Source organism: Variovorax sp. R-27, assembly GCF_049913215.1.
GTDB lineage: Bacteria > Pseudomonadota > Gammaproteobacteria > Burkholderiales > Burkholderiaceae_C > Variovorax.
Window position 1 is genome coordinate 6,753,543 of record NZ_CP183984.1, and the last position, 20,729, is coordinate 6,774,271.

At 66.7% G+C, this 20,729-nt stretch carries 16 protein-coding genes; 9 read left to right on the top strand and 7 right to left on the bottom strand.

Annotated features, from left to right (window positions below):
* Window positions 1-4: 4 nt before the first annotated feature.
* Complete coding sequence (gene def / locus ACN9MV_RS31795; RefSeq protein WP_093055375.1) at window positions 5-523, bottom strand: peptide deformylase; 519 nt, start codon at window positions 521-523, stop codon at window positions 5-7.
* A gap of 159 nt (window positions 524-682) precedes the next feature.
* On the opposite strand from def, the gene ACN9MV_RS31800 reads away from it, so the two are divergent.
* The 3 genes from ACN9MV_RS31800 to ACN9MV_RS31810 are packed head-to-tail and all read left to right on the top strand — an operon-like array spanning window position 683 to window position 3,626.
* Window positions 683-1,900: a LysM peptidoglycan-binding domain-containing protein gene (locus ACN9MV_RS31800; protein WP_093055373.1), complete on the top strand. Its 1,218-nt coding sequence runs from the start codon at window positions 683-685 to the stop codon at window positions 1,898-1,900.
* 33 nt (window positions 1,901-1,933) lie between these two features.
* Entirely contained in the window at window positions 1,934-3,073 is a 1,140-nt protein-coding gene (gene dprA, locus ACN9MV_RS31805; RefSeq protein ID WP_426390841.1) for a DNA-processing protein DprA, read from the top strand.
* Window positions 3,074-3,107: 34 nt separating this feature from the next.
* Window positions 3,108-3,626: a DUF494 family protein gene (locus ACN9MV_RS31810; protein ID WP_093055369.1), complete on the top strand. Its 519-nt coding sequence runs from the start codon at window positions 3,108-3,110 to the stop codon at window positions 3,624-3,626.
* Between the two features lie 12 nt (window positions 3,627-3,638).
* Here the strand turns inward: ACN9MV_RS31810 and ACN9MV_RS31815 are convergent, their stop codons facing one another.
* From ACN9MV_RS31815 to yajC, 4 genes are all read right to left on the bottom strand, one after another.
* Window positions 3,639-6,044: a DUF1631 family protein gene (locus ACN9MV_RS31815; RefSeq protein ID WP_426390842.1), complete on the bottom strand. Its 2,406-nt coding sequence runs from the start codon at window positions 6,042-6,044 to the stop codon at window positions 3,639-3,641.
* Window positions 6,045-6,201: 157 nt separating this feature from the next.
* Window positions 6,202-7,155: a protein translocase subunit SecF gene (gene secF / locus ACN9MV_RS31820; protein ID WP_093055365.1), complete on the bottom strand. Its 954-nt coding sequence runs from the start codon at window positions 7,153-7,155 to the stop codon at window positions 6,202-6,204.
* Between the two features lie 18 nt (window positions 7,156-7,173).
* A complete protein-coding gene (secD, locus tag ACN9MV_RS31825) occupies window positions 7,174-9,057 on the bottom strand; it encodes a protein translocase subunit SecD (RefSeq protein WP_093055363.1) in 1,884 nt (627 codons plus the stop codon).
* 89 nt (window positions 9,058-9,146) lie between these two features.
* Window positions 9,147-9,479, bottom strand: coding sequence for a preprotein translocase subunit YajC (yajC, locus tag ACN9MV_RS31830; RefSeq protein ID WP_013544185.1), 333 nt, complete (start codon window positions 9,477-9,479; stop codon window positions 9,147-9,149).
* Window positions 9,480-9,912: 433 nt separating this feature from the next.
* Here yajC and ACN9MV_RS31835 point away from each other — a divergent pair, with 433 nt between their 5' ends.
* Complete coding sequence (locus ACN9MV_RS31835) at window positions 9,913-10,929, top strand: PDDEXK nuclease domain-containing protein (protein ID WP_426393221.1); 1,017 nt, start codon at window positions 9,913-9,915, stop codon at window positions 10,927-10,929.
* A 22-nt stretch (window positions 10,930-10,951) separates the two neighbouring features.
* Here the strand turns inward: ACN9MV_RS31835 and ACN9MV_RS31840 are convergent, their stop codons facing one another.
* On the bottom strand, window positions 10,952-14,563 hold the full coding sequence (locus tag ACN9MV_RS31840; RefSeq protein ID WP_307614670.1) for an indolepyruvate ferredoxin oxidoreductase family protein: 3,612 nt from the start codon (window positions 14,561-14,563) through the stop codon (window positions 10,952-10,954).
* 178 nt (window positions 14,564-14,741) lie between these two features.
* Between ACN9MV_RS31840 and ACN9MV_RS31845 the strand changes: the two genes are divergently transcribed.
* Window positions 14,742-15,239 carry an Lrp/AsnC family transcriptional regulator gene (locus ACN9MV_RS31845; protein ID WP_093055358.1) on the top strand — a complete coding sequence of 166 codons (498 nt, stop codon included), beginning with the start codon at window positions 14,742-14,744 and terminating at the stop codon, window positions 15,237-15,239.
* Between the two features lie 10 nt (window positions 15,240-15,249).
* On the opposite strand, the gene ACN9MV_RS31850 is transcribed toward ACN9MV_RS31845, so the two are convergent.
* Window positions 15,250-16,926 (bottom strand): M28 family metallopeptidase, encoded by a 1,677-nt coding sequence (locus ACN9MV_RS31850; RefSeq protein WP_426390843.1) that lies wholly within the window; start codon window positions 16,924-16,926, stop codon window positions 15,250-15,252.
* A 192-nt stretch (window positions 16,927-17,118) separates the two neighbouring features.
* On the opposite strand from ACN9MV_RS31850, the gene ACN9MV_RS31855 reads away from it, so the two are divergent.
* From ACN9MV_RS31855 to ACN9MV_RS31870, 4 genes are all read left to right on the top strand, one after another.
* On the top strand, window positions 17,119-17,877 hold the full coding sequence (locus ACN9MV_RS31855) for a basic amino acid ABC transporter substrate-binding protein (protein ID WP_093055354.1): 759 nt from the start codon (window positions 17,119-17,121) through the stop codon (window positions 17,875-17,877).
* Between the two features lie 80 nt (window positions 17,878-17,957).
* Window positions 17,958-18,728 carry an amino acid ABC transporter permease gene (locus ACN9MV_RS31860; RefSeq protein WP_093076217.1) on the top strand — a complete coding sequence of 257 codons (771 nt, stop codon included), beginning with the start codon at window positions 17,958-17,960 and terminating at the stop codon, window positions 18,726-18,728.
* Between the two features lie 29 nt (window positions 18,729-18,757).
* Complete coding sequence (locus tag ACN9MV_RS31865) at window positions 18,758-20,383, top strand: MFS transporter (RefSeq protein WP_093055350.1); 1,626 nt, start codon at window positions 18,758-18,760, stop codon at window positions 20,381-20,383.
* 93 nt (window positions 20,384-20,476) lie between these two features.
* Window positions 20,477-20,683 carry a hypothetical protein gene (locus tag ACN9MV_RS31870; protein ID WP_426390844.1) on the top strand — a complete coding sequence of 69 codons (207 nt, stop codon included), beginning with the start codon at window positions 20,477-20,479 and terminating at the stop codon, window positions 20,681-20,683.
* Window positions 20,684-20,729: the final 46 nt, after the last annotated feature.

Sequence of the window (20,729 nt, forward strand, 5' to 3'; positions counted from 1 at the left end):
GCGTTCAAGCCCGTTCCCGCATGTCTTCGCGCTGTTGCTTCAGCAGCTTGCTCTTGATGCGGTTGCGCTTCAGGGGCGAGAGGTATTCGACGAACACCTTGCCCAACAGGTGGTCGAGTTCGTGCTGGATGCACACGGCCAGCAAGCCGTCGGCCTCGATGCTGCGCGATTCGCCGTTCTCGTCGAGCGCCTGCACCTTGACCGATGTCGAGCGCATTACGCCGTCGTAGATGCCGGGCACCGAGAGGCAGCCTTCTTCGTTCAGCACCTTTTCGTCGCTGGCCCAGGTGATTTCGGGGTTGATCAGCACGATCGGCTGGTTACGCTCCTCGGACACGTCGATGACGACGAGGCGCTCGTGCACGTCGACCTGGGTCGCTGCCAAGCCGATGCCGTTGGCGTCGTACATGGTTTCCAGCATGTCGGCGACCAGGGTCTTGATGCGTGCGTCGACGCCTTGCACCGGCTTGGCCACGGTGTGCAGGCGTTTGTCCGGGTAACTCAGAATGATTCGTTTGGCCATGAAATCGGGGGAAAGTTGTGGCTATTTTCGCCAATTCCGCGACGTGACGCGCCATCTGGCCCCGAAAACGTTGCCCTCCCAAGGGGTTCAGCGCAGAATTCGTAGCAAATTGTGAGATTCGTATGCGCAGCGATACGTCGCGCGCTCACCCATCCAGACATGAAAAAGCTCAGACTCACCGACCGCCAGCGCCCCTCCCTCCTTGCCACGCTGACAGCCCTGGCGGTGATCGGCAGTTGCGGCGCCACGACAGCCTGGGCTCAGAACTACCCCGTCACGCCGCAGCAGCGCGCCACCGCCCAGCAGACCGCCCAGGCCGGCGTGCCGCTGAACGAACTGTCGCCCAAGGCGCCCGACGAATACACCGTCAAGTCCGGCGACACGCTCTGGGCCATCTCCCGCCTCTACCTGCTGCACCCCTGGCGCTGGCCGGAGCTGTGGGGCATGAACATCAATGAAATCGCCAACCCGCACCGGATCTATCCGGGCCAGGTGCTCTACCTGGACAAGAGCGGTGGCCGCGCCCGCCTGACCACCCGCCGCGGCGGCTTCAGCGGCGACGGCGGAACCATCAAGCTGTCACCTCGCACCCGTTTCGACTCGCTGGCCGGCATGGCACTGCCCACGCTCAACCCGAGCATCATCGAGCCCTTCCTCAGCGAACCCATCGTGGTCGACGCCGGCACGCTGGAAAGCGCCCCGCGCATCGTCGCGGGCAACGACAGCCGCGTGCTGCTGTCGCGCGGCGACCGGGCCTATGCCCGCGGCAACGCCGAATCGCCGCTGGTCGAGGTGCCGGGCCCGGTGCAGAACTTCCGCATCTTCCGCAACGCCACGCCGCTGAAGGACCCGGGCACGGGCGAAATCCTCGGCTACGAGGCTCAGTATCTGGGCAAGGCCCGGCTGCAGCGCGGCGAATCGACCACCGTCGAAACGGTGGAAGACAAGGACGTCATCACCGTGGTGCCCGCCAGCATCGACATCATCGCGTCGCGCGAGGAAATGCGCGCCGGCGACCGCCTGCTGCCCGAGCCGCCGCGCCAGCTGCTGAGCTACGTGCCGCGCGCACCGTCGACACAGGTCGACGGCCGCATCATCTCGGTCTACGGCAACGCGGTGCAGTTCGCGGCGCAGAACCAGGTGGTGGCCATCAACAAGGGCACGCGCGACGGCATCGACAACGGCCACGTGCTGGCCATCCTGAAGAACGGCGAGACTATCCTCGACCGCACCGGCGCCCGCAAGGAAACCATCAAGCTGCCGAACGAACGCATCGGCCTGCTGATGGTGTTCCGCACCTTCGAGAAGGTTTCGTACGCGCTGGTGCTCGAAATCAACGACACTCCGCGCGCCGGCGACTTCCTCGTCAATCCCTGACCCGCGACTCCGGCTTTCCTTCTCGACACTCGTTTGGAACGCGCAGAACTCGCAGGCTGGCTGCGACTTTCACTGACGCCCGGCATCGGTGACGGTGCCGCGCGCCGTTTGCTCGCGGCCTTTGGCCTGCCCGAGGGCGTCTTCGCGCAGCCGCATGCCGCGCTGCGCGAGGTCGTCTCTTCTGCGCAGGCCGAGGCGCTGCTGCAACCGCCCGTGGGCTTGCAGACACAGATCGACCAGACCTGGCAGTGGCTCCACACGACCGACAACGGCGTCTCGCGCCGCGTCGTGACGCTGGGCGATGCCAGCTACCCGACCTCGCTGCTCGAGATGGCCGACCCGCCGTTGATGCTCTACGTGGTCGGCGCCGCCGGCTTCGACCTCACGCAACTGGGTCACAGCATTGCCGTGGTGGGCAGCCGCAATCCAACGCCGCAGGGCGCGACCAATGCGCGCAGCTTCGCGCGGGCGCTGGGCGAGGCGGGCTTGCCCGTGGTCTCAGGACTGGCGCTGGGCGTCGACGGTGCGGCGCACCAGGGCGCGCTCGATGCGGCCGGCGACGCCCCGCGGCTCGCGACTGTGGCCGTGGTGGGCACCGGGCTCGACCGCGTCTACCCCGCGCGGCACCGCGACCTGGCGCACCGCATCACGCTGCAGGGGCTGATCGTGAGCGAGCTGCCGCTGGGCACGCCGCCCCTCACGCAGAATTTTCCGAAGCGCAACCGGCTCATCGCCGGGCTGGCGCGCGGCACGCTGGTGGTCGAGGCGGCGCTGCAATCGGGCTCGCTGATCACCGCGCGGCTCACTTCGGAGCAGGGCAAGGAAGTGTTCGCCATTCCGGGCTCGATCCATTCGCCGCAATCACGCGGCTGCCATGCGCTGATCCGCCAGGGCGCGAAGCTGGTGGAGTCGGTGAGCGACATCCTCGAAGAACTTCCGCCCCTCGGGGCACCAGCTGCGGCCGCTCCCTCTGCCGGCAACGGGCACCCGGTCGCCACCACCGAAGACCCGCTGCTGGAGGCCCTCGGCTTCGACCCCGTCAGCCTCGACGCACTGAGCGCGCGCACCGGATGGAGTGCGGCCGCGCTGCAGGCGAAGATGCTCGAACTCGAGCTGGAAGGCCATATCTCACGCCTGCCGGGCGGACTCTTCCAGCGAGCGGCTTCCACCTAGTCTGGATTGCACGAACGTCGGCTATATTGGGCTCATGTTCGAAGTGCTTGTTTTTGTGTACGAAAACTATTGGCGCGGCGATGCCTGCCCAGAGCCGGAGCAACTGGGCCGCAAGCTCAGTGCACACGGCTTCGAGGCAGAAGAAATCCGCGAGGCCCTTCACTGGCTCGACGGCCTCAGCCTTGCAACGCAAGGCATGCAGATCGAACGCAGCGCCAACGACGAGGCCAGCGCCACGGTCATTCTTCGGGGCACACCCGAAGCGGCAATGCCCCAATCTGACGACGCGATGCGCGTCTATTCGCAGGCCGAGCAGGAACACCTTGGCGCCGAGTGCCTCGGCTTCATCCGCTTTCTCGAATCATCGAACGTGCTGCCCTGCGGCTTGCGCGAGATCGTCGTTGAGCGCGCAATGGCCGCGCCTGGCGACCCGGTGGCGCTCGACGAGCTGAAGATCATCGTGTTGATGGTGCACTGGAGCACCGGCATCGAGCCCGATGCGCTGGTGCTCGACGAACTGTGCGAAAGCCGCGAAGGCCGCACGGCTCACTGACCAGGCTCGCCGCTAGTTCAGCAGCCGTTCCGGGTTGGCATCCAGCTTCGCCAGCGCCTCGCGCGTGGCGCGCACCGTGAGCGTTTCTTCTTCCGCCGGCACCAGCAGGCCCGCCTGCAGGTAGGTTGCGAGCCGGCCGGCTTGAATGAGGAAGCTGCGCCCGTCCGACGTCGCGAACAGATGCAGTTGCTTGCGCTCGCTGCGCCAGACGAACTGCACCTGGCTCACGCGGTCGTTATGGTCGAGCATGAACCAGTTGCCCACCTGCAGCTCGTGCGCCCAGGCAATCATGTCCTCGGGCACCCTGGTGCCGGCGGCGTCCGGAATGACTTCGATCGACGCTGCATCCACGCCCAGCAGCAGTTCGATGCTGTGGGCATCGAGCGGCAGGTCGGCGGTACCGCCCACGTCGCTCACGAAGTCCTCCAGGTGCGCCAGCCGCTCGGCCATCGCCTCGATCTTGGCCTGCGGAATGGCTTCGGTCTTCGACAGGAAGGCGTCGGACAGCGTGGCGCCGATGGTCTTGATGTGGGCTTCCTGCGGCTCGTCGACGATGCCCAGCAGCGCCATGCCCTGGCGCAGGCGCTGCAGCAACTGCGGCAGGTCCTGGATGACGCGGGCGCGGTCGGTGCGGTTGGGCTTGGCGCTCGCGGCCCACACCAGCTCGGAGGCCACTCGCTTGAGCATGACGGTCTGCTCGCCCTGCGCGCCGTAGCGCAGCGCGGCAATGGCCAGCACCTCGGCCCAGATCTTGAAGAGAAACTCGCGGATCTCGTCGCGCACCGGCATGTCGTTGAGCATCTTGCGCAACTCGATGGTGTACTGGATCGCCATCGTTTCCTTCTGCTCGACCTGCTGCGCCACGCTCATCACGCGCTGCGTGGTGTCGCTCTGCGTCAGATAGCGGTTGAGGAAGGCGACGAATTCGTCGAACACCAGCTTGAACACGCGCTGGCCGGTTTCGGGGTATTGCTCGATCACCTGCACCACGCGGCGGATCTCGCCTTCGAGCGCGCTGCCGGTGATGGCTGCCGCGTCGAAGCCCATGACGCACGAGCCCATGCGGTCGATCAGCATCCGTGCGGGGTGCTGCAGGGTGCCGAAGAACTCGGGCTCGGCGATGGCCACGCGCAGCACGGGCATCTGCAGGCGCGCGAACCACACGCGCGCCGAAAACGGAATTCGCTCCTCGGCAAGGATGGCCTGGAACATCAGCGCCACGATCTCGACCGTGGCCTTGTCGGCCGTGGTGGGCGCGCGTTTCTTGAGCTCGGTGCTGCGCCGGCGCAGGTCGACCGCCGTCTGCTGGATCAGCGTGGCCTGTTCGGCCGCGCCGTCCATGTACTGCGTGGCAGCCATCCGGTAGGCGACCTCGGCGTCGGCGATGGCACCGGCGAAGGTCCTGGAGAACACGCGGGGCGCCGCAATGCCGCCGCCCTGGCCCGGTTGGCCGCTGCCACCCGTGGCGCGCCCTTCCGCGCCTGCAGTCTGGAACTGTGCGGCGGAGCCGCCCGCCTCGCCGCCGATGCGCGCCGTCACGAAGCGCTTGAGGCTCAGCAGCGCGGTCTGCGCTCGCTGCCGCGCAATTGAGAGCGGCGAGCCGCCGGTGGTCGACGCGGGCGCCGCGGCCACGGTCGACGGCACCGATGCCTGCTGTCCTCCGAATCCATAACCAGGCCGCTGCGCGCTGTGGGGTCCGCCAGAGGACATGCCGCTGTCCACCGGCGCGGCGCCCGATCCACCACCGCCGCCACCGCCGCCGCCCGCACTGCCAGTGCGACGGACGAAGCTCTTGAGGTCGATCTCCTGCATCACGCCATTGGCGATCAGATAGGCATTGGCACTCTCGTAGGCCTTGACGACCACCTCGACCAGACCCTGCTGCACCGTGTCCTGCACGCGGGTCCAGAGCCCGCGGCTCAGGCCGACCGCCAGCCATTGCTCGACCAGCAGCTTAGCCAGCGTCTCGGGCTTGAGCACGTCCTTGGCGTCGAGTTCGGTGGTGCCTTCGAGGTGCTGGATGCGCAGGCGCAGGTCGCTGAGTTCGAAGCTGGCCTTGTCGTGGATCAGCTGCGCGAGGCGCGAGGAGAGGATGTTGCTTTCCACCACTTCGTCGCCGATCAGCTCGAGCCGCAGCGCCGAAGGCAGCGTCGACGGACTGCCGGAGCCGGCGCCCAGCGCCTTGCGCCAGCCGGTCTGCGAGAGCGTCACCCACTGCGTGGCCTGTCCCTGGAATGCGACGAAGTCGTCGCGGTTTTCCTGCATGGCGCGGGCGGTGCCGGCCTCGGAGGACAGCGACGTCAGCCGGTCCCGGATCGCGCGGGCCAGCGGCGCAATGGCCCCTTCCGTGGCCAATACGAAACGCTCACGCGTCTCGCGTGCGAGCTGCAGGGAAGAGGCGGACCGCGCAATGCTCATTGAAAAGTCGGAAAGGCCTGGGTGATCGATTCATCGGCAACAACCGCGAGCTTGCATCGGGAAGCGCTACCGCACAAGTGCGAAGAGTACCCGGCGTTGCCTGCGGACCGCGGTAGCAGCATTGCCGCCACCGCTTTGTTGAACCCCGAAGTATCCGTCAGACCACGGCGCCGGCGTTCGGGTCGTCTTCGGACTCGCCGTCGCGCTTGGCCGGGCCGCCCTTGATCAGGTCTTCGCGCTTCACGCCGAGCCACATGGCGATTGCCGCCGCCACGAAGGCCGACGAGTAGATGCCGAAGCAGATGCCGATGGTCAGTGCCAGCGCAAAGTAGTGCAGGGTCGGGCCGCCGAAGAAGAACATCGACAGCACCACCAGTTGGGTGGAGCCGTGGGTGATGATGGTGCGGCTGATGGTCGAGGTGATCGCGTTGTCGATGATCTCGGTGGTCGACATCTTCCGGTAGCGGCGGAAGTTCTCGCGGATCCGGTCGAAGATCACGACCGACTCGTTCACCGAATACCCCAGCACCGCCAGCACCGCCGCCAGCACCGCCAGCGAGAACTCCCACTGGAAGAAGGCGAAGAAGCCCAGGATGATCACCACGTCGTGCAAGTTGGCCAGCACGGTAGCCAGCGCAAACTTCCATTCGAAGCGGAACGCCAGGTAGATCATGATGCCGACGACCACCATGGCCAGGGCCTTCAGGCCGTTGGTGGTGAGCTCGTCGCCGACCTGCGGGCCGACGAATTCGTTGCTGCGCAGTTCCACCGTCGGCTCGGCCGCCTTCAGCGCGGTCATCACCTCGGCGCTCTGCTGGGCGGAAGTTGCGCCCTTCTTCACAGGCAGGCGGATCTGCACCGACTTGCCGAAGCTCTGCACCTGCACTTCGGTGTAGCCCAGCGTGCCGACGATTTCGCGGACCTTGCCGACATCGGCCGACTGCGTGTAGGCGACTTCCATCACCGTGCCGCCGGTGAATTCCACCGACAGGTGCAGCCCGCGGTGGAGCAGGAAGAACACCGCCAGCGCGAAGGTGACGAAGGAAACGATGTTCAGCACCAGCGCGTGGCGCATGAACGGGATGGTCTTGTGGATGCGGAAGAATTCCATGACTGTCTCTTCTGCCTCTTACTTCGTTTCGGCCACGGCAGCGCCGTCGGTCTTGGGGCGCCAGACCGTGCCGATGGACACCGTCTTGAGCTTCTTCTTCTGGCCGTACCAGAAGTTCACGAGGCCGCGCGAGAAGAACACCGCCGAGAACATCGAGGTGACGATGCCGATGCAGTGCACCACCGCGAAGCCGCGCACCGGCCCCGAACCGAAGGCCAGCAGCGCGATACCCGCGATCAGCGTGGTCACGTTGGAGTCGAGGATGGTGCCCCAGGCGCGTTCGTAGCCCGCATGAATGGCCGCCTGCGGCGACGCCCCGTTGCGAAGTTCTTCGCGCACGCGCTCGTTGATCAGCACGTTGGAGTCGATGGCCACGCCGATGGCAAGCGCCATGGCCGCGATGCCCGGCAGCGTGAGCGTGGCCTGCAGGATCGAGAGAATGGCCACCAGCAGCATCAGGTTGACGGCCAGCGCGATCGACGAGAACAGGCCGAACAGCGCGTAGTAGATGCACATGAACACCATGATCGCGGCGAAGCCGTACATCACGCTGTCGAAGCCCTTCTTGATGTTCTCCGCGCCCTGCGTCGGGCCGATGGTGCGTTCCTGGATGATTTCCATCGGCGCGGCCAGCGAGCCGGCGCGCAGCAGCAGCGCGAGGTCGTTGGCTTCGGCCACGGTCATCGAACCCGACACCTGGAAGCGGTTGCCCAGCTCGCCGTTGATCGACGGGGCCGTGAGCACTTCGCCCTTGCCCTTCTCGAAGATCAGCATGGCCATGCGCTTCTTGTAGTTCTCGCGGCTGACGTCACGCATGATGGTGCCGCCCTTGGAGTCCATGGTCAGGTCGACCTTGGGCTGGTTGCTCTGCTGGTCGAAGCCGGGCTGCGCGTCGGTGAGGTTCTCGCCGGTGACCAGCACCTGCTTCTTCACGATCACCGGACGGCCCGAGCGGTCGAGGAATTTCTCGGAACCGAAGGGCACCGGACCGCCGTTCAGTTCGGCCGAGCGGCCTTCGGCGCTTTCGTCCACCAGGCGCATTTCGAGCGTGGCGGTGCGGCCGATGATCCGCTTGGCCTGGGCCGGGTCCTGCATGCCGGGCAGCTGCACGACGATGCGGTCGATGCCCTGCTGCTGGATCACCGGCTCGGCCACGCCGAGTTCGTTGATCCGGTTGTGCAGCGTCGTCACGTTCTGCTTGAGTGCCGCGTCCTGGATGCGGCGCGCGGCTTCGGGCTTGATGCTGGCCACGATGCGCCATTCGGAGCCCTGCTGGCTCTCGACCGTGGTGAGGTCGGGCATCTGGTCCTGGATCAGGCGCCGGGCGGTTTCCACGCTGTCGGCGTCGCGCAGCGTGATCTCGACGGTCTGGCCGTTGCGGTTCACGGCGCTGCCGCGAACCTTCTTTTCGCGCAGGCCCATGCGGATGTCGCCGGCGAAGGACTCGGCCTTCTTGTCGAGCACGCCGCGCATGTCGACCTGCAGCAGGAAGTCGACGCCGCCGCGCAGGTCGAGGCCCAGGTACATCGGGAAGGCGTGCAGCGCGGTCAGCCACGAGGGCGAGCGCGATACCAGGTTCAGCGCCACCACGTAGGAGGGGTCGTCCGCATCGGGCACCAGCGCCTGCTGCAGCGTGTCGCGTGCCTTGATCTGGTCGTCGGTGGTGGCAAAGCGCGCACGCACCGCGGTGGGTTCGAGGCTCAGCAGATCGGGCGTGAGGCCGGCCGTCTTGAGCAGGCCTTCGACCCTGGCCTGGGTAGCCGCGTCGATCTTGACGGTGGACTTGGCCGCCGACACCTGCACTGCAGGCGCCTCACCGAAGAAATTGGGCAGGGCGTAGACGAGTCCCACGAGCAACACGATCACGATGATCGCGTACTTCCAGACCGGGTAACGGTTCATGAGAGGGCGCTTTTTACAAGCTTTTCAGAAATGGAACACGGCGTGAAATGGGGCCCTGCGCCGCAAAGCGCAAGGCTCGGCTCACGCTTTTATTTGACGGCGCCCTTGGGCAGGACCTGCACGACGGCGCTGCGCTGGATCTTGATCTCGATGCCGTTGGCGATCTCGAGGCCGAGGTACTGGTCGCCCAGCGAGGTGATCTTGCCGAGCACGCCGCCGGCGGTGGCGACTTCGTCGCCCTTGGCCAGGGCTTCGATCATGGCGCGGGCTTCCTTCTGGCGCTTCATCTGGGGCCGGATCATGACGAAATACAGCACCACGAACATCAGCACCAGGGGCAGCATGCTGCCGAGGGAAGACAACATGTCACCGCCGCCGGCTGCAGCGGGCGCGGTCTGGGCGAAAGCAGAGGAAATGAACAAGAGAGTCTCCAGCAGAGGGAAGAGAAAACGAGAGGAGCGCGGACCGGGGTCCGTCATTCCGCCTCTTTCGCGGCTTCGCGGCCACAAGGGAAACGGGCCGCAAATCAAAGCTTGGCGGGGCTTGGCCGCGCACAGCACCGGGCATTGTATTCGGGGCGCGGCGCCTCTCAGGGCGCTATCCCGGCGCGACGCGCGGGGCTTTCAGGAAGCCTCCAGGCCCCGCATTTGCTGCATTTTTGATAGCAATTCCTGCAAATATCACCGGCTTTCAGCTCTTTTCCGGACTACACCGTATTGCACGTGGAGGCCGAGGTGACAGCCGCCGGACAATTCCACCCGCATGACGCGCAAAGCAAGGAGCCTCCATGAGCAAGCGCAATAGCTTGACGACAGCCAACGCCACACCGGCGCTTCACGAGGGGCCGGATCCCTCCTGGCAGACCTGCGGCAACTGATCGAGCAAGCCCGGCAAACGGCCGTCGCCGCCGTGAACGCGGGGCTGACGCTCATGTACTGGCGCATTGGCCAGCGCATCCGCACCGAAGTGCTTGGGGGCCAGCGCGCCGGCTACGGGGAAGAAATTGTCGCAACGCTGTCGCGACAATTGGCGAGCGACTACGGACGCGGTTTCGAGGAGAAGAACCTCCGGCGCATGGTGCAGTTCGCCGAGGTGTTCCCGTCCGAGCAAATTGTCGTGCCACTGATACGACATTTGAGCTGGACGCACTTTCTCGCGTTGCTGCCGGTCAAGGACCCGCTCGCCCGCGACTTCTATGCACAGATGTGCCAACTGGAAGGCTGGAGCGTCCGTACGCTGCGGGAGCGCATTGGCTCGCTGCTCTACGAACGCACCGCGGTCTCGCGCCAGCCCGACGTGTTGATCCGCCAGGAACTCGACGAACTGCAGCGCCAGAACCCCACCGAGCCGGCGCTGCTGTTGAAAGACCCCTATGTGCTCGACTTCCTTGGCTTGCAGGACCGCCATCTGGAGAAGGATCTCGAGGACGCCATCCTGCGCGAGCTGGAGAGCTTTCTGCTCGAGCTCGGGGCGGGCTTCAGCTTTGTCGCTCGGCAACGGCGCATCCAGCTCGACAACGACGATTTCTACATCGACCTGCTCTTCTACAACCGCAAGCTGCGCCGCCTGGTGGCGATCGAGCTGAAGCTGGGCGAATTCCGCGCCGAGTACAAGGGCCAGATGGAGCTGTACCTGCGCTGGCTGGCCCGCCACGACCAGGAGCCGGGCGATGCGCCCCCGCTGGGCATCATTCTTTGCACCGGCAAGAAGCAGGAGCAGATCGAACTGCTCGAGCTGAACAAGTCAGGCATTCACGTGGCGGAATACCTCACCGTCCTGCCGCCTCGCGAAGTATTCGAACAGAAGATTCACGGCGCCCTGATGGCTGCACGCGCCCGGCTCGACGGCCGGCTCGCGGACAAGACCGACTGAGCCGACTTCCAGCAATCCTGGATCAGGCCGCCACGCGCTGCGCCTGCGGGTTGCGCCACTTGGCCATCAACTCGCTCCAGCGGGTGCGGGCCGCTGCCAGGTTGCGATCCTTCACGTGGCCGTAGCCGCGGATCTGCTCGGGCAGGCTGGCGATCTCCAGCGCCAGCGCGTGGTTGTCGGCGCGCAGGGCGCCGATCACTTCCTCGATGCTGGCGCGGTATTCGCCGATCAGCGCGCGCTCGGTCTTGCGCTCTTCGGTGCGGCCGAAGATGTCGAGCGCGGTGCCGCGCAGGCCCTTGAGCTTCGCGAGGAACCTGAAGCCGGTCAGCATCCAGGGGCCGAACTTCTGCTTCTGCAGCTGCCCCTTGGAGTTCTTCTTCGCGATGATCGGCGGAGCCAGGTGGTAGTTGAGCTTGTAGTCACCTTCGAACATGCCCTCGACGCGGTCGAGGAAAGTGCGGTCGGTGTGCAGGCGGGCGACTTCGTACTCGTCCTTGTATGCCATCAGCTTGAACAGGTAGCGCGCGACCGCCTCGGTCAGCGCCGTGCTCTTGCCGGTGGCCGACTCGGCCTGCTGCACCTTGCCCACGAACTGCCTGTATTCGTCGGCATAGGCCGCGTTCTGGTAACCGGTCAAGAACTCCACGCGGCGCGCCACGATGGCCTCGACCGACTCGCGCTTCTTGAACTCGATGACCTGGCCAGGGCGCACGCGCTTTTGCAGTTCTTCGGGGCGCACCGCTGCCTGGCGGCCCCATTCGAACGCCGTCTTGTTGTTCTCGACGGCCACGGCGTTCAGCTCGATGGCGCGCATCAGCGACTCGTGCTCCAGCGGGATCCAGCCCTTCTGCCAGGCGTAGCCCAGGATCATCGGGTTGACGTAGATGGTGTCGCCCATCAGCGTGGTCGCGGCGGCGTCGGCATCGAAGGTGCCCATGCCGTCGATGCCCACGGCGCGCGCGATCTCGGCTGCGCAGGCGTCTTCGGGGTTCTGCCAGTTGGCGTTGCGCACGAAGGCGGCCGTCGGTGCGCTGTGGCTGTTGAGCGCCACGTGCGTGCGCCCTTCGCGCATGCGCGCCATGGTTTCGGCATTCACCGTGACCAGCGGATCGCAGGCCAGGATCAGGTCGGCCGCCGCGGTGCCCACGCGCGTGGTGCGGATGTCGTCCTGCGTGTCGCCAATGAGCACGTGGCTCCAGGTGGCGCCGCCCTTTTGCGCAAGGCCGGCCGCGTCCTGCGTGACGATGCCCTTGGCCTCGATGTGCGCGGCCATGCCCAGCAGCTGGCCGATGGTGATCACGCCGGTGCCACCAACGCCCGCCACCACCACGCCCCAAACCTTGCCGCCCACCAGCGACGGAATCGCGGGCTCGGGCAGCAGGCCGAACTCGGCCGGCGTGGCCGCCTTGTTCTTGCCCTTCTTCTTGAGCTGGCCGCCTTCAACCGTCACGAAGCTCGGGCAGAAGCCCTTCAGGCAGCTCATGTCCTTGTTGCAGCTGCTCTGGTTGATGGTGCGCTTGCGGCCGAATTCGGTCTCCAGCGGCTCCACGCTCAGGCAGTTGCTCTGCACGCTGCAGTCGCCGCAGCCTTCGCAGACCAGCTCGTTGATGACCACGCGCTTGGCCGGATCGACGGCTGTGCCCCGCTTGCGGCGGCGGCGCTTCTCGGTGGCGCAGGTCTGGTCGTAGATGATGGCCGTGGTGCCGGGGATCTTGCGGAACTCGCGCTGCACGTCGTCGAGCAGGTCGCGGTGCTTGACCTGCACGTGGTCGCCGGGGATGTTCACGCCCTCGTACTTCTCGGGCTCGTCGGTGACGATGACGACCTTCTTGGCGCCCTCGGCATGCAGGCTCTCGGCAATCTGCAGCACCGAGTGGCCTTCGGGCCGTTCGCCGACCTGCTGGCCGCCCGTCATGGCGACCGCGTCGTTGTAGAGGATCTTGTAGGTGATGTTCACGCCCGCCGCGATGCTCTGGCGAATGGCGAGCAGGCCGCTATGGAAGTACGTGCCGTCGCCCAGGTTCGCGAAGATGTGCTGGTCAGTCGTGAAGGGCTGCTGGCCCACCCATGGCACGCCCTCGCCGCCCATCTGCGTGAAGCCGATGGTGGAGCGGTCCATCCAGGTCGCCATGAAGTGGCAGCCGATGCCGCCCATCGCGCGCGAGCCCTCGGGCACCACGGTGCTGGTGTTGTGCGGGCAGCCCGAGCAGAACCAGGGCTGGCGCGTGGCGTCGACCACGCTGGTGGAAGCCTGCTGCACCACCATCGAACGCTCCTTGGCTTCGAGGATGGCGAGCTGCGCGTCGATGCGCGCGGCCATGTCGGCACCGGCGGCGGCCAGCAGGCCGGTCTTCCTGAGGCGCGTGGCGATGGCCTTGGCGATGAGCGCCGGGTTCAGGTCGGCGTTGGCGCGCAGCAGCGTGTGGGAGGTCGGGTTGGGCATCGACCATTCACCGCCCGAGTAGCCCTCGGCCGCATGCACCTCGCCCTCGTCGAACTTGCCGACCACGTTGGGCCGCACGTCGGGGCGCCAGTTGTAGAGCTCTTCCTTGAGCTGGTATTCGATGACCTGGCGCTTCTCCTCGACCACCAGAATCTCTTGCAGGCCGGTGGCGAATTCGCGCGTGAGCTGCGCTTCCAGCGGCCACACCACGCCCACCTTGTGCAGGCGAATGCCGAGCTGGCGGCAGGCCGCGTCGTCCAGGCCCAGGTCGATCAGCGCCTGGCGGGTGTCGTTGTAGGCCTTGCCGCTGGCCATGATGCCGAAGCGGTCGTTCGGGCCCTGAATGACGTTGTGGTTCAGCCGGTTGGCGCGGATGTAGGCCAGCGCGGCGTACCACTTGTAGTGCATGAGCCGGGCTTCCTGCTCCAGCGCATGGTCGGGCCAGCGGATGTGCAGGCCGCCGGGCGGCATTTCGAAGTCGGTGGGAATGACGATCTCGACGCGCTCGGGGTCGATCATGGCCGTGGCGCTGGACTCGACGATTTCCTGGATCGTCTTCATGCCCGACCACACGCCCGAGAAGCGGCTCAGCGCGAAGGCGTGAATGCCCAGGTCGAGAATTTCCTGCACGTTCGCCGGAAAGAACACCGGCGTGCCGCAGGCCTTGAAGATGTGGTCGCTCTGGTGCGCGGCCGTGCTGCTCTTGGAGATGTGGTCGTCGCCCGCCACAGCGATCACGCCGCCGAACTCGGTGGTGCCGGCCATGTTGGCGTGCTTGAACACGTCGGAGCAGCGGTCCACGCCCGGGCCCTTGCCGTACCAGATGCCGAAGACGCCGTCGAACTTGTTGGTGCCCTGCGGGGAGAAGCCCAGCTGCTGGGTGCCCCACAGCGCGGTGGCGGCCAGCTCTTCGTTCACGCCGGGCTGGAAGACGATGTTCTGTTCCTTGAGGAACTTGCTAGCCTTCCATAGCGCCTGGTCGTAGCCGCCGAGCGGGGAGCCGCGGTAGCCGCTGATGAAGCCGGCGGTGTTCTTGCCGGCCTGCTGGTCGCGCAGGCGCTGCAGCATGGGCAGCTTGACGAGGGCCTGGACGCCGCTCATGAAGGCACGGCCGTAGTCCAGAGAGTATTTGTCGTCGAGCGTGACGGTCTCCAGGGCCTTGCGAATGTGCGCAGGTAGCGGTGCATTCATGTTCTTTGTCTCCGTATGGCAGGGCCTTGTGAGCCTGGCTGATTACTGTGGGTCTGTGCCCGGGTAGGGCACGAGCCCATGATCGTGCAAAGTGTATGCCGGGGTCCGCGACAGGTGTTTGCGTTCTTTGCCCTGAAAAACCCGCTTCCAGAAAGAATCTTGCTTAAGATTGCCATCCATGGAAAGCATTGACAAGTTCGACCTCGCAATCCTGCAAGAACTGCAGGCCGACGGCCGCCTCACGAACGCCGAGCTTGCGCAGCGCGTGGGCCTCTCGGCCGCGCCCTGCTGGCGCCGGGTGCGCGCGCTGGAAGAGGCCGGCTTCATCAAGGGCTACCACGCCGAAATCGACCGCCACAAGATCGGCCTGGGCGTGCTCGCCTTCGTGCGCGTGGACACCGAGCGCGTCACGCACGAGGCCACCCGCAGGCTCGAAGACGCGATCCGCAAGCTGCCCGACGTGATCGCCTGCCACTACATCAGCGGCACCGGCACCTTCGAGCTGCAGGTGGTGGCGCAGGACCTCGACAGCTTCTCGACCTTCGCGCGCCAGCACCTCATGAACCTGCCAAACGTGAAAGACCTGCACACCAGCTTCTCGCTGGGCGAGGTGAAGGCCAGCAGCGCGCTGCCGCTGGGCCATCTCGGCGGTTCCGCTCGAACGCGCGCGTCTTAGGCGTCTTGGATCAGCGCCGCTCCCCTCGGCTGGCCTCACGGATCGCGCGGAATTCCGACCCCTGCCCCCACTCCGGCCAGCGGCGGCTGTTGGCCAGCGTCTCGCCCACGCGATAGAGCAGCGGCAGGTCGTGCGCCATGCCGGTGAAGGACCAGTCGGCGCGCCATTCGTCGGCCGGCTGGTGGTAGCGCTCGGCGGTGTAGGCCTTGCTGGCCGCTTCGCCGGCCGCGAGGCCGCCTTCCACCAAGTCGTTGCCGGAGGCGAAGGACAACGCCGGCACACCACGCTTGGCAAACGAGAAATGGTCGGAGCGGAAGAAATAGCCGGCTTCGGGGTGCGGGTCCGGCGCATAGGCCAGGCCGAAGCCCTTGGCCTGCTCGACCAGCAGATCCTGCAATTGCGAGGCCGCGCTGCCCGAGGTGCTGAAATTGCGCGCCGGGCCTTCCGGGCCGAGCGCATCCATGTTGATGACAGCCACGGTCCGCGCCAGCGGATACAGCGGCTTGGCGCCGTAGTACTCGGAGCCGAGCAGGCCGCGCTCCTCGGCCGTCACGGCCAGGAAGACGACGGAGCGCTCGGGCTTCCTGGGCGCGCTCGCGAAGGCGCGGCCCATCTCGATCAGCGCGGCCAGTCCGGTGCCGTTGTCGACCGCGCCGTTGTAGATCTTGTCGCCCCTGGCATCGGGCGCGCCCACGCCCAGGTGGTCCCAGTGAGCGCTGTAGATCACCGTCTCGCCCGGCCGTTTGCGGCCCTCGACACGGCCCACCACGTTCTTCGAGACGATCACCTGCCGCTCGATCGCGTACTCGGCCGAGAGGCTCGCGTCCTTCAGCAGTTGCGGCTGGAACTCGCGCGTTTGCGCCAGCTTCTTCTGCGCCTCGAAGTCCAGGCCCGCGCGGCGCAGCAGATCGACCGCCACCTCGCGCTGGATCCAGCCCTCCAGCTTCGGATGCACGGCGGCCGGCTTTTCGCGCTCGATGTCGAGCATGGTCGCGGTATTGGAGTTCTTGACCGTGGCCCAGCCATAGGCGGCAGGAGCGGTCTCGTGCACGATCAGCACGCCCAGCGCACCACGGCGCGCGGCCTCTTCGAACTTGTAGGTCCAGCGGCCGTAGTAGGTCATTGCCTTGCCGCCGAAGTCTCCGCTGCCGGTTTCGAAGTCGGGGTCGTTCACCAGCACGACGGCGATCTTGCCCTTCAGGTCGACGCCCTTGTAGTCGTCCCAGCGCCGCTCGGGCGCGCTGACGCCATAGCCCACGAAGACCAGCGGCGCCTGCTGGATCGCAACCGTGGTCGAGCCGTCGAGCGCGGCGCGCACCGCGATCTGCTCGCCCTGCACGAGCGCGTCGCTATGGGCTCCCACCTGGAGCATGAGCCGCGGCGTACCGCGGAACTCGGTCTTCACCAGCGGCACCGACTGCGTCCAGCCGCGCCGGCCGCCTTCGAGATCGCCGCCGGGTGCGAGGCCCGCGGCCTTGAACTGGGCCACGAGATAGTCGACCGTCTTGGCCTCCGCTGGCGTAGCCGGCGCGCGGCCTTCGAAGTCGTCGCCGGAAACCGTCTTCACGATCTGCGACAGGCGCTGCGGATCGAATCGCGGCGCCGGAGGATCAGCCGCCAGCGCGCTCGCAGCGCTGCATGTGAGGCCGATGCCACAGAGAAGAAAAGCAAGCCGCGAGGTCGTCATGCAAGGCTCCTGAACCGGAAAGCTCCGGATACTAGTCAGCAGGCCGCGATCGCTCCCCGATGCCCTTCATCTCTCCCGGAGAACCTTAGTTAGCCCCGCACTCCAGGGAGCGCCCCGGGGGCGGCCGATAGCGACAGCCTAAAATCCCCGCCCACCACCTCCCGCCGGACGGCGAAAAAGCAAGGACCCCGAATGAATCCACTCCGCCGCGCCCTGGCCCTGGGCCTCGCTGCCGCCACGCTCGCCCTTGGCGCCCAGGCCCAGAACCGCGAACTGACGGTGGCCTCCAGCGCCACCTACGCGCCCTTCGCCTTCGAGAACAAGGACAAGCAGATCGTCGGCTTCGACATCGACATCATCAACGCCATCGCCAAGCAGCAGGGCCTGAAGATCAAGATCGTCAATACGCCCTTCACCGGCATCTTCGGCGCGCTGAACAACGGCGACGTCGACCTCGTGATCTCGGGCGTCACCATCAACGAGAAGCGCAAGCAGAGCTACGACTTCACGCCTCCCTACTTCGCGGCCCGCCAGCTGATCGCGCTGCCGAAGAACAGCAAGGTCGCCTCGCTGAAGGACCTGGCCGGCAAGAAGATCGCCGTGGTCAGCGCCTCCACCGCCGACGACATCGCCTCGCGCGAATTCGGCAAGACCAACCCCGACATCCGCCGCTTCGAGAGCACGCCGCTCATCATTTCCGAGCTGGCTGGCGGCGGCGTCGATGCAGCCATGGGCGACAACGGCGTGATCGCCTATCGCGTGGCGCAGAACCCCGAGCTGAAGACGCTGGACGACAAGTCCTTCCCCGAAGAAGGCTTCGGCATCGTCGTGAAGAAGGGCGACAAGCCCCTGCTCGACAAGCTCACAGCCGGCCTCGCGGCCATTCGCGCCGACGGCAGCTACGTGACGATCTACAAGAAGTGGTTCAACAAGGACCCGAACGTGCGCTGAGCCGCACGGCATTTCCCTGAACACGGCCGCCCTCACGCGGCCGTTTCGTTTTTCGTTGACTGAGAGTTGAGGACGCAAGCATGGAACAACCAGTGCTGCTTTTCGGATGGTTCCGCTGGGACATCCTCGTGGAATACAAAGACCTGTTCTGGCAGGGCGCCTGGATGACGCTGCGCATGACGGTGGTCTGCGTGCTGCTGGGCTCCAGCTGGGGACTGTGCCTTGCGCTCGCACGCCTGGCGCACCCGCGCCATGCGCCGTGGACCTGGGTGGCGCGTTTCTTCCTGCGCTGGCCGGCCACGGTGTACGTGAGCTTCTTTCGCGGCACGCCGCTGTTCGTGCAGATCCTGCTGATCCACTTCGCGGTGATGCCGGTGTTCATCCACCCGACCTCGGGCATCCTGATCGACGGCGAACTCGCGCGCACGCTCAAGCAGGAGCACGGTGCGCTCATCTCGGGCGTGGTGGCGCTCACGCTCAACTCGGCGGCCTACATCTCCGAAGTGTTCCGCGCGGGCATCCAGTCGATCTCGCGCGGGCAGTTCGATGCCGGCCGCTCGATCGGCTTTTCGCCCGCGCAGGTGATGCGCTACGTGGTGCTGCCGCAGGCCTTCCGCCGCATGCTGCCGCCGCTGGGGAACAACGCCATCGCGCTGCTGAAGGACACCTCGCTGGTCTCCGCCATCGGCCTGGCCGAGCTGGCCTACGCCGCACGCACCGTGGCCGGCGCCTATGCGCGCTACTGGGAGCCGTACCTCGCGATCTCGGTCATCTACTGGGTGATGACGCTGGTGCTCACGACGATGCTGCGCCGCCTCGAACACCGCCTCGCACGCAGCGACCGGGGTTGAGAGAAGAGGCCGCGCCACAATAGCGGCACATGCCGCCCATATCCCCCGAAGAGACACCGATCCCGCCCGCGCGGCCGCAGCCAACGAAGCTCGCGGCCCTCGAGCCCCTCAAGCTCCCCGTGTTCCGCATGCTGTGGAGCACATGGCTCGTCGCCAACATCTGCATGTGGATGAACGACGTGGCCGCCGCGTGGATGATGACCTCGCTGACCACCTCGCCCATCTGGGTGGCGCTGGTGCAGTCGGCCTCCACGCTGCCGGTTTTCCTGCTGGGCCTGCCCAGCGGCGCGCTGGCCGACATCCTCGACCGCCGGCGCTGGCTGGTGGCCACGCAGTTCTGGCTGGCCGGCACCGCCATCGTGCTGTGCGCCGCGCTGGCGCTCGACCTCATGACCGCGCCGCTGCTGCTGGCGCTCACGTTTGCCAACGGCATCGGCCTGGCGCTGCGCTGGCCGGTGTTCGCGGCCATCGTGCCCGAGCTGGTGCCGCGGCCGCAGCTGCCGGCCGCGCTCGGCCTGAACGGCATCGCGATGAACGCCTCGCGCATCGTCGGCCCGCTCACGGCCGGCATGCTGATCGCGAGCGCGGGCAGCATCTGGGTCTTTGCGCTGAACGCGGTGCTGTCGGTAGCCTCGGGCTTCGTGGTGCTGCGCTGGCGGCGCGAGCACACGCCCAACCCGCTGGGCCGCGAGAAGCTCATCAGTGCGATGCGCGTGGGCGTGCAGTTCGTGCGGCAGTCGCAGCGCATGCGCGCGGTGCTCACGCGCATCTCTATCTTCTTCTTCCACTCGACCGCACTGCTGGCACTGCTGCCGCTGCTGGCGCGCAACCTCCAGGGCGGCGGCGCGGGCACCTTCACGCTGCTGCTGGCGGCCATGGGCGCGGGCGCGATCATCGCGGTGCTGTTCCTGCCGCGGCTGCGCCAGGCGCTGGGGCGCGACCAGCTGGTGCTGCGCGGCACGCTGCTGCAGTCGGGCGCCACGGCCGTGATGGCTTTCGCGCCCAACGCATGGGTCGCGGTGCCGGCGATGTTCTTCGGCGGCATGGCGTGGATCACGGTGGCCAATTCGCTGTCGGTGTCGGCCCAGCTCGCACTGCCCGACTGGGTGCGCGCGCGCGGCATGTCGATGTACCAGATGGCGATCATGGGCGCGAGCGCGATCGGCGCGGCGATCTGGGGGCAGGTGGCCACGGTCACCTCGCTGGTCGCCAGCCTTTCCGTCGCCGCCATCAGCGGCACGCTGCTGATGCTCATGGCCCTGCGCTGGGTGACCGACGTCAGCGGCGAGGACGACACCAGCCCCGCGCAGGCCGGCTGGGCCGCCGGCCCGCCGACCGAGGCGCCGCAGGAAGACGGCCGCGTGGTCATCACCGTCGAATTCATGATCGACCCGGCCCGCGCCGCCGCCTTCCACCTCGTGATGCAGCAGACCCGCCGCGCGCGCCTGAGCCAGGGCGCCATCGGCTGGGAGCTGCTGCACGACATCGCGCAGCCGGAGCGCTACGTGGAGCAGATCGTCGACGAATCGTGGACCGACCACCTGCGCCGCTTCAACCGCGCGACGGCCAGCGACATGGCATTGCGCGAGCGGCGGCTGGCCTTTCACCTCGGCGAATCGCCGCCTGTGGTCACGCGCTATGTGGTGCGGCGATGAGCATAAGAGCCTCGCAGATCGCAACACTCTTCGGCTGCCTCTTCCTCATCGGTTCGGCGGAGGTGCTCGCCGGCCCGATGATGGGCGCCATGCTTGGCTGAGCGCTGCCGGGGCACCATCAACTCGTACCACGCGAGCCTGCTCAACCTGGGCATCTTCTCGGTCTCGTTCGCGCTGGGCACCGTCGTCCCACGCTTCTCAGTGACCCTGTTTTGCGGCCTGGTGGGCGTTGTCACGCTGCTCGGCGCATGCCTGCTCATTCCGTGGCCGCGCCGCAAGACGCAGGCCGTGGCGGCCTGAAAGACACCGGCGCCCGCGCCGTCTCACTACAGCAACATGCAAACAT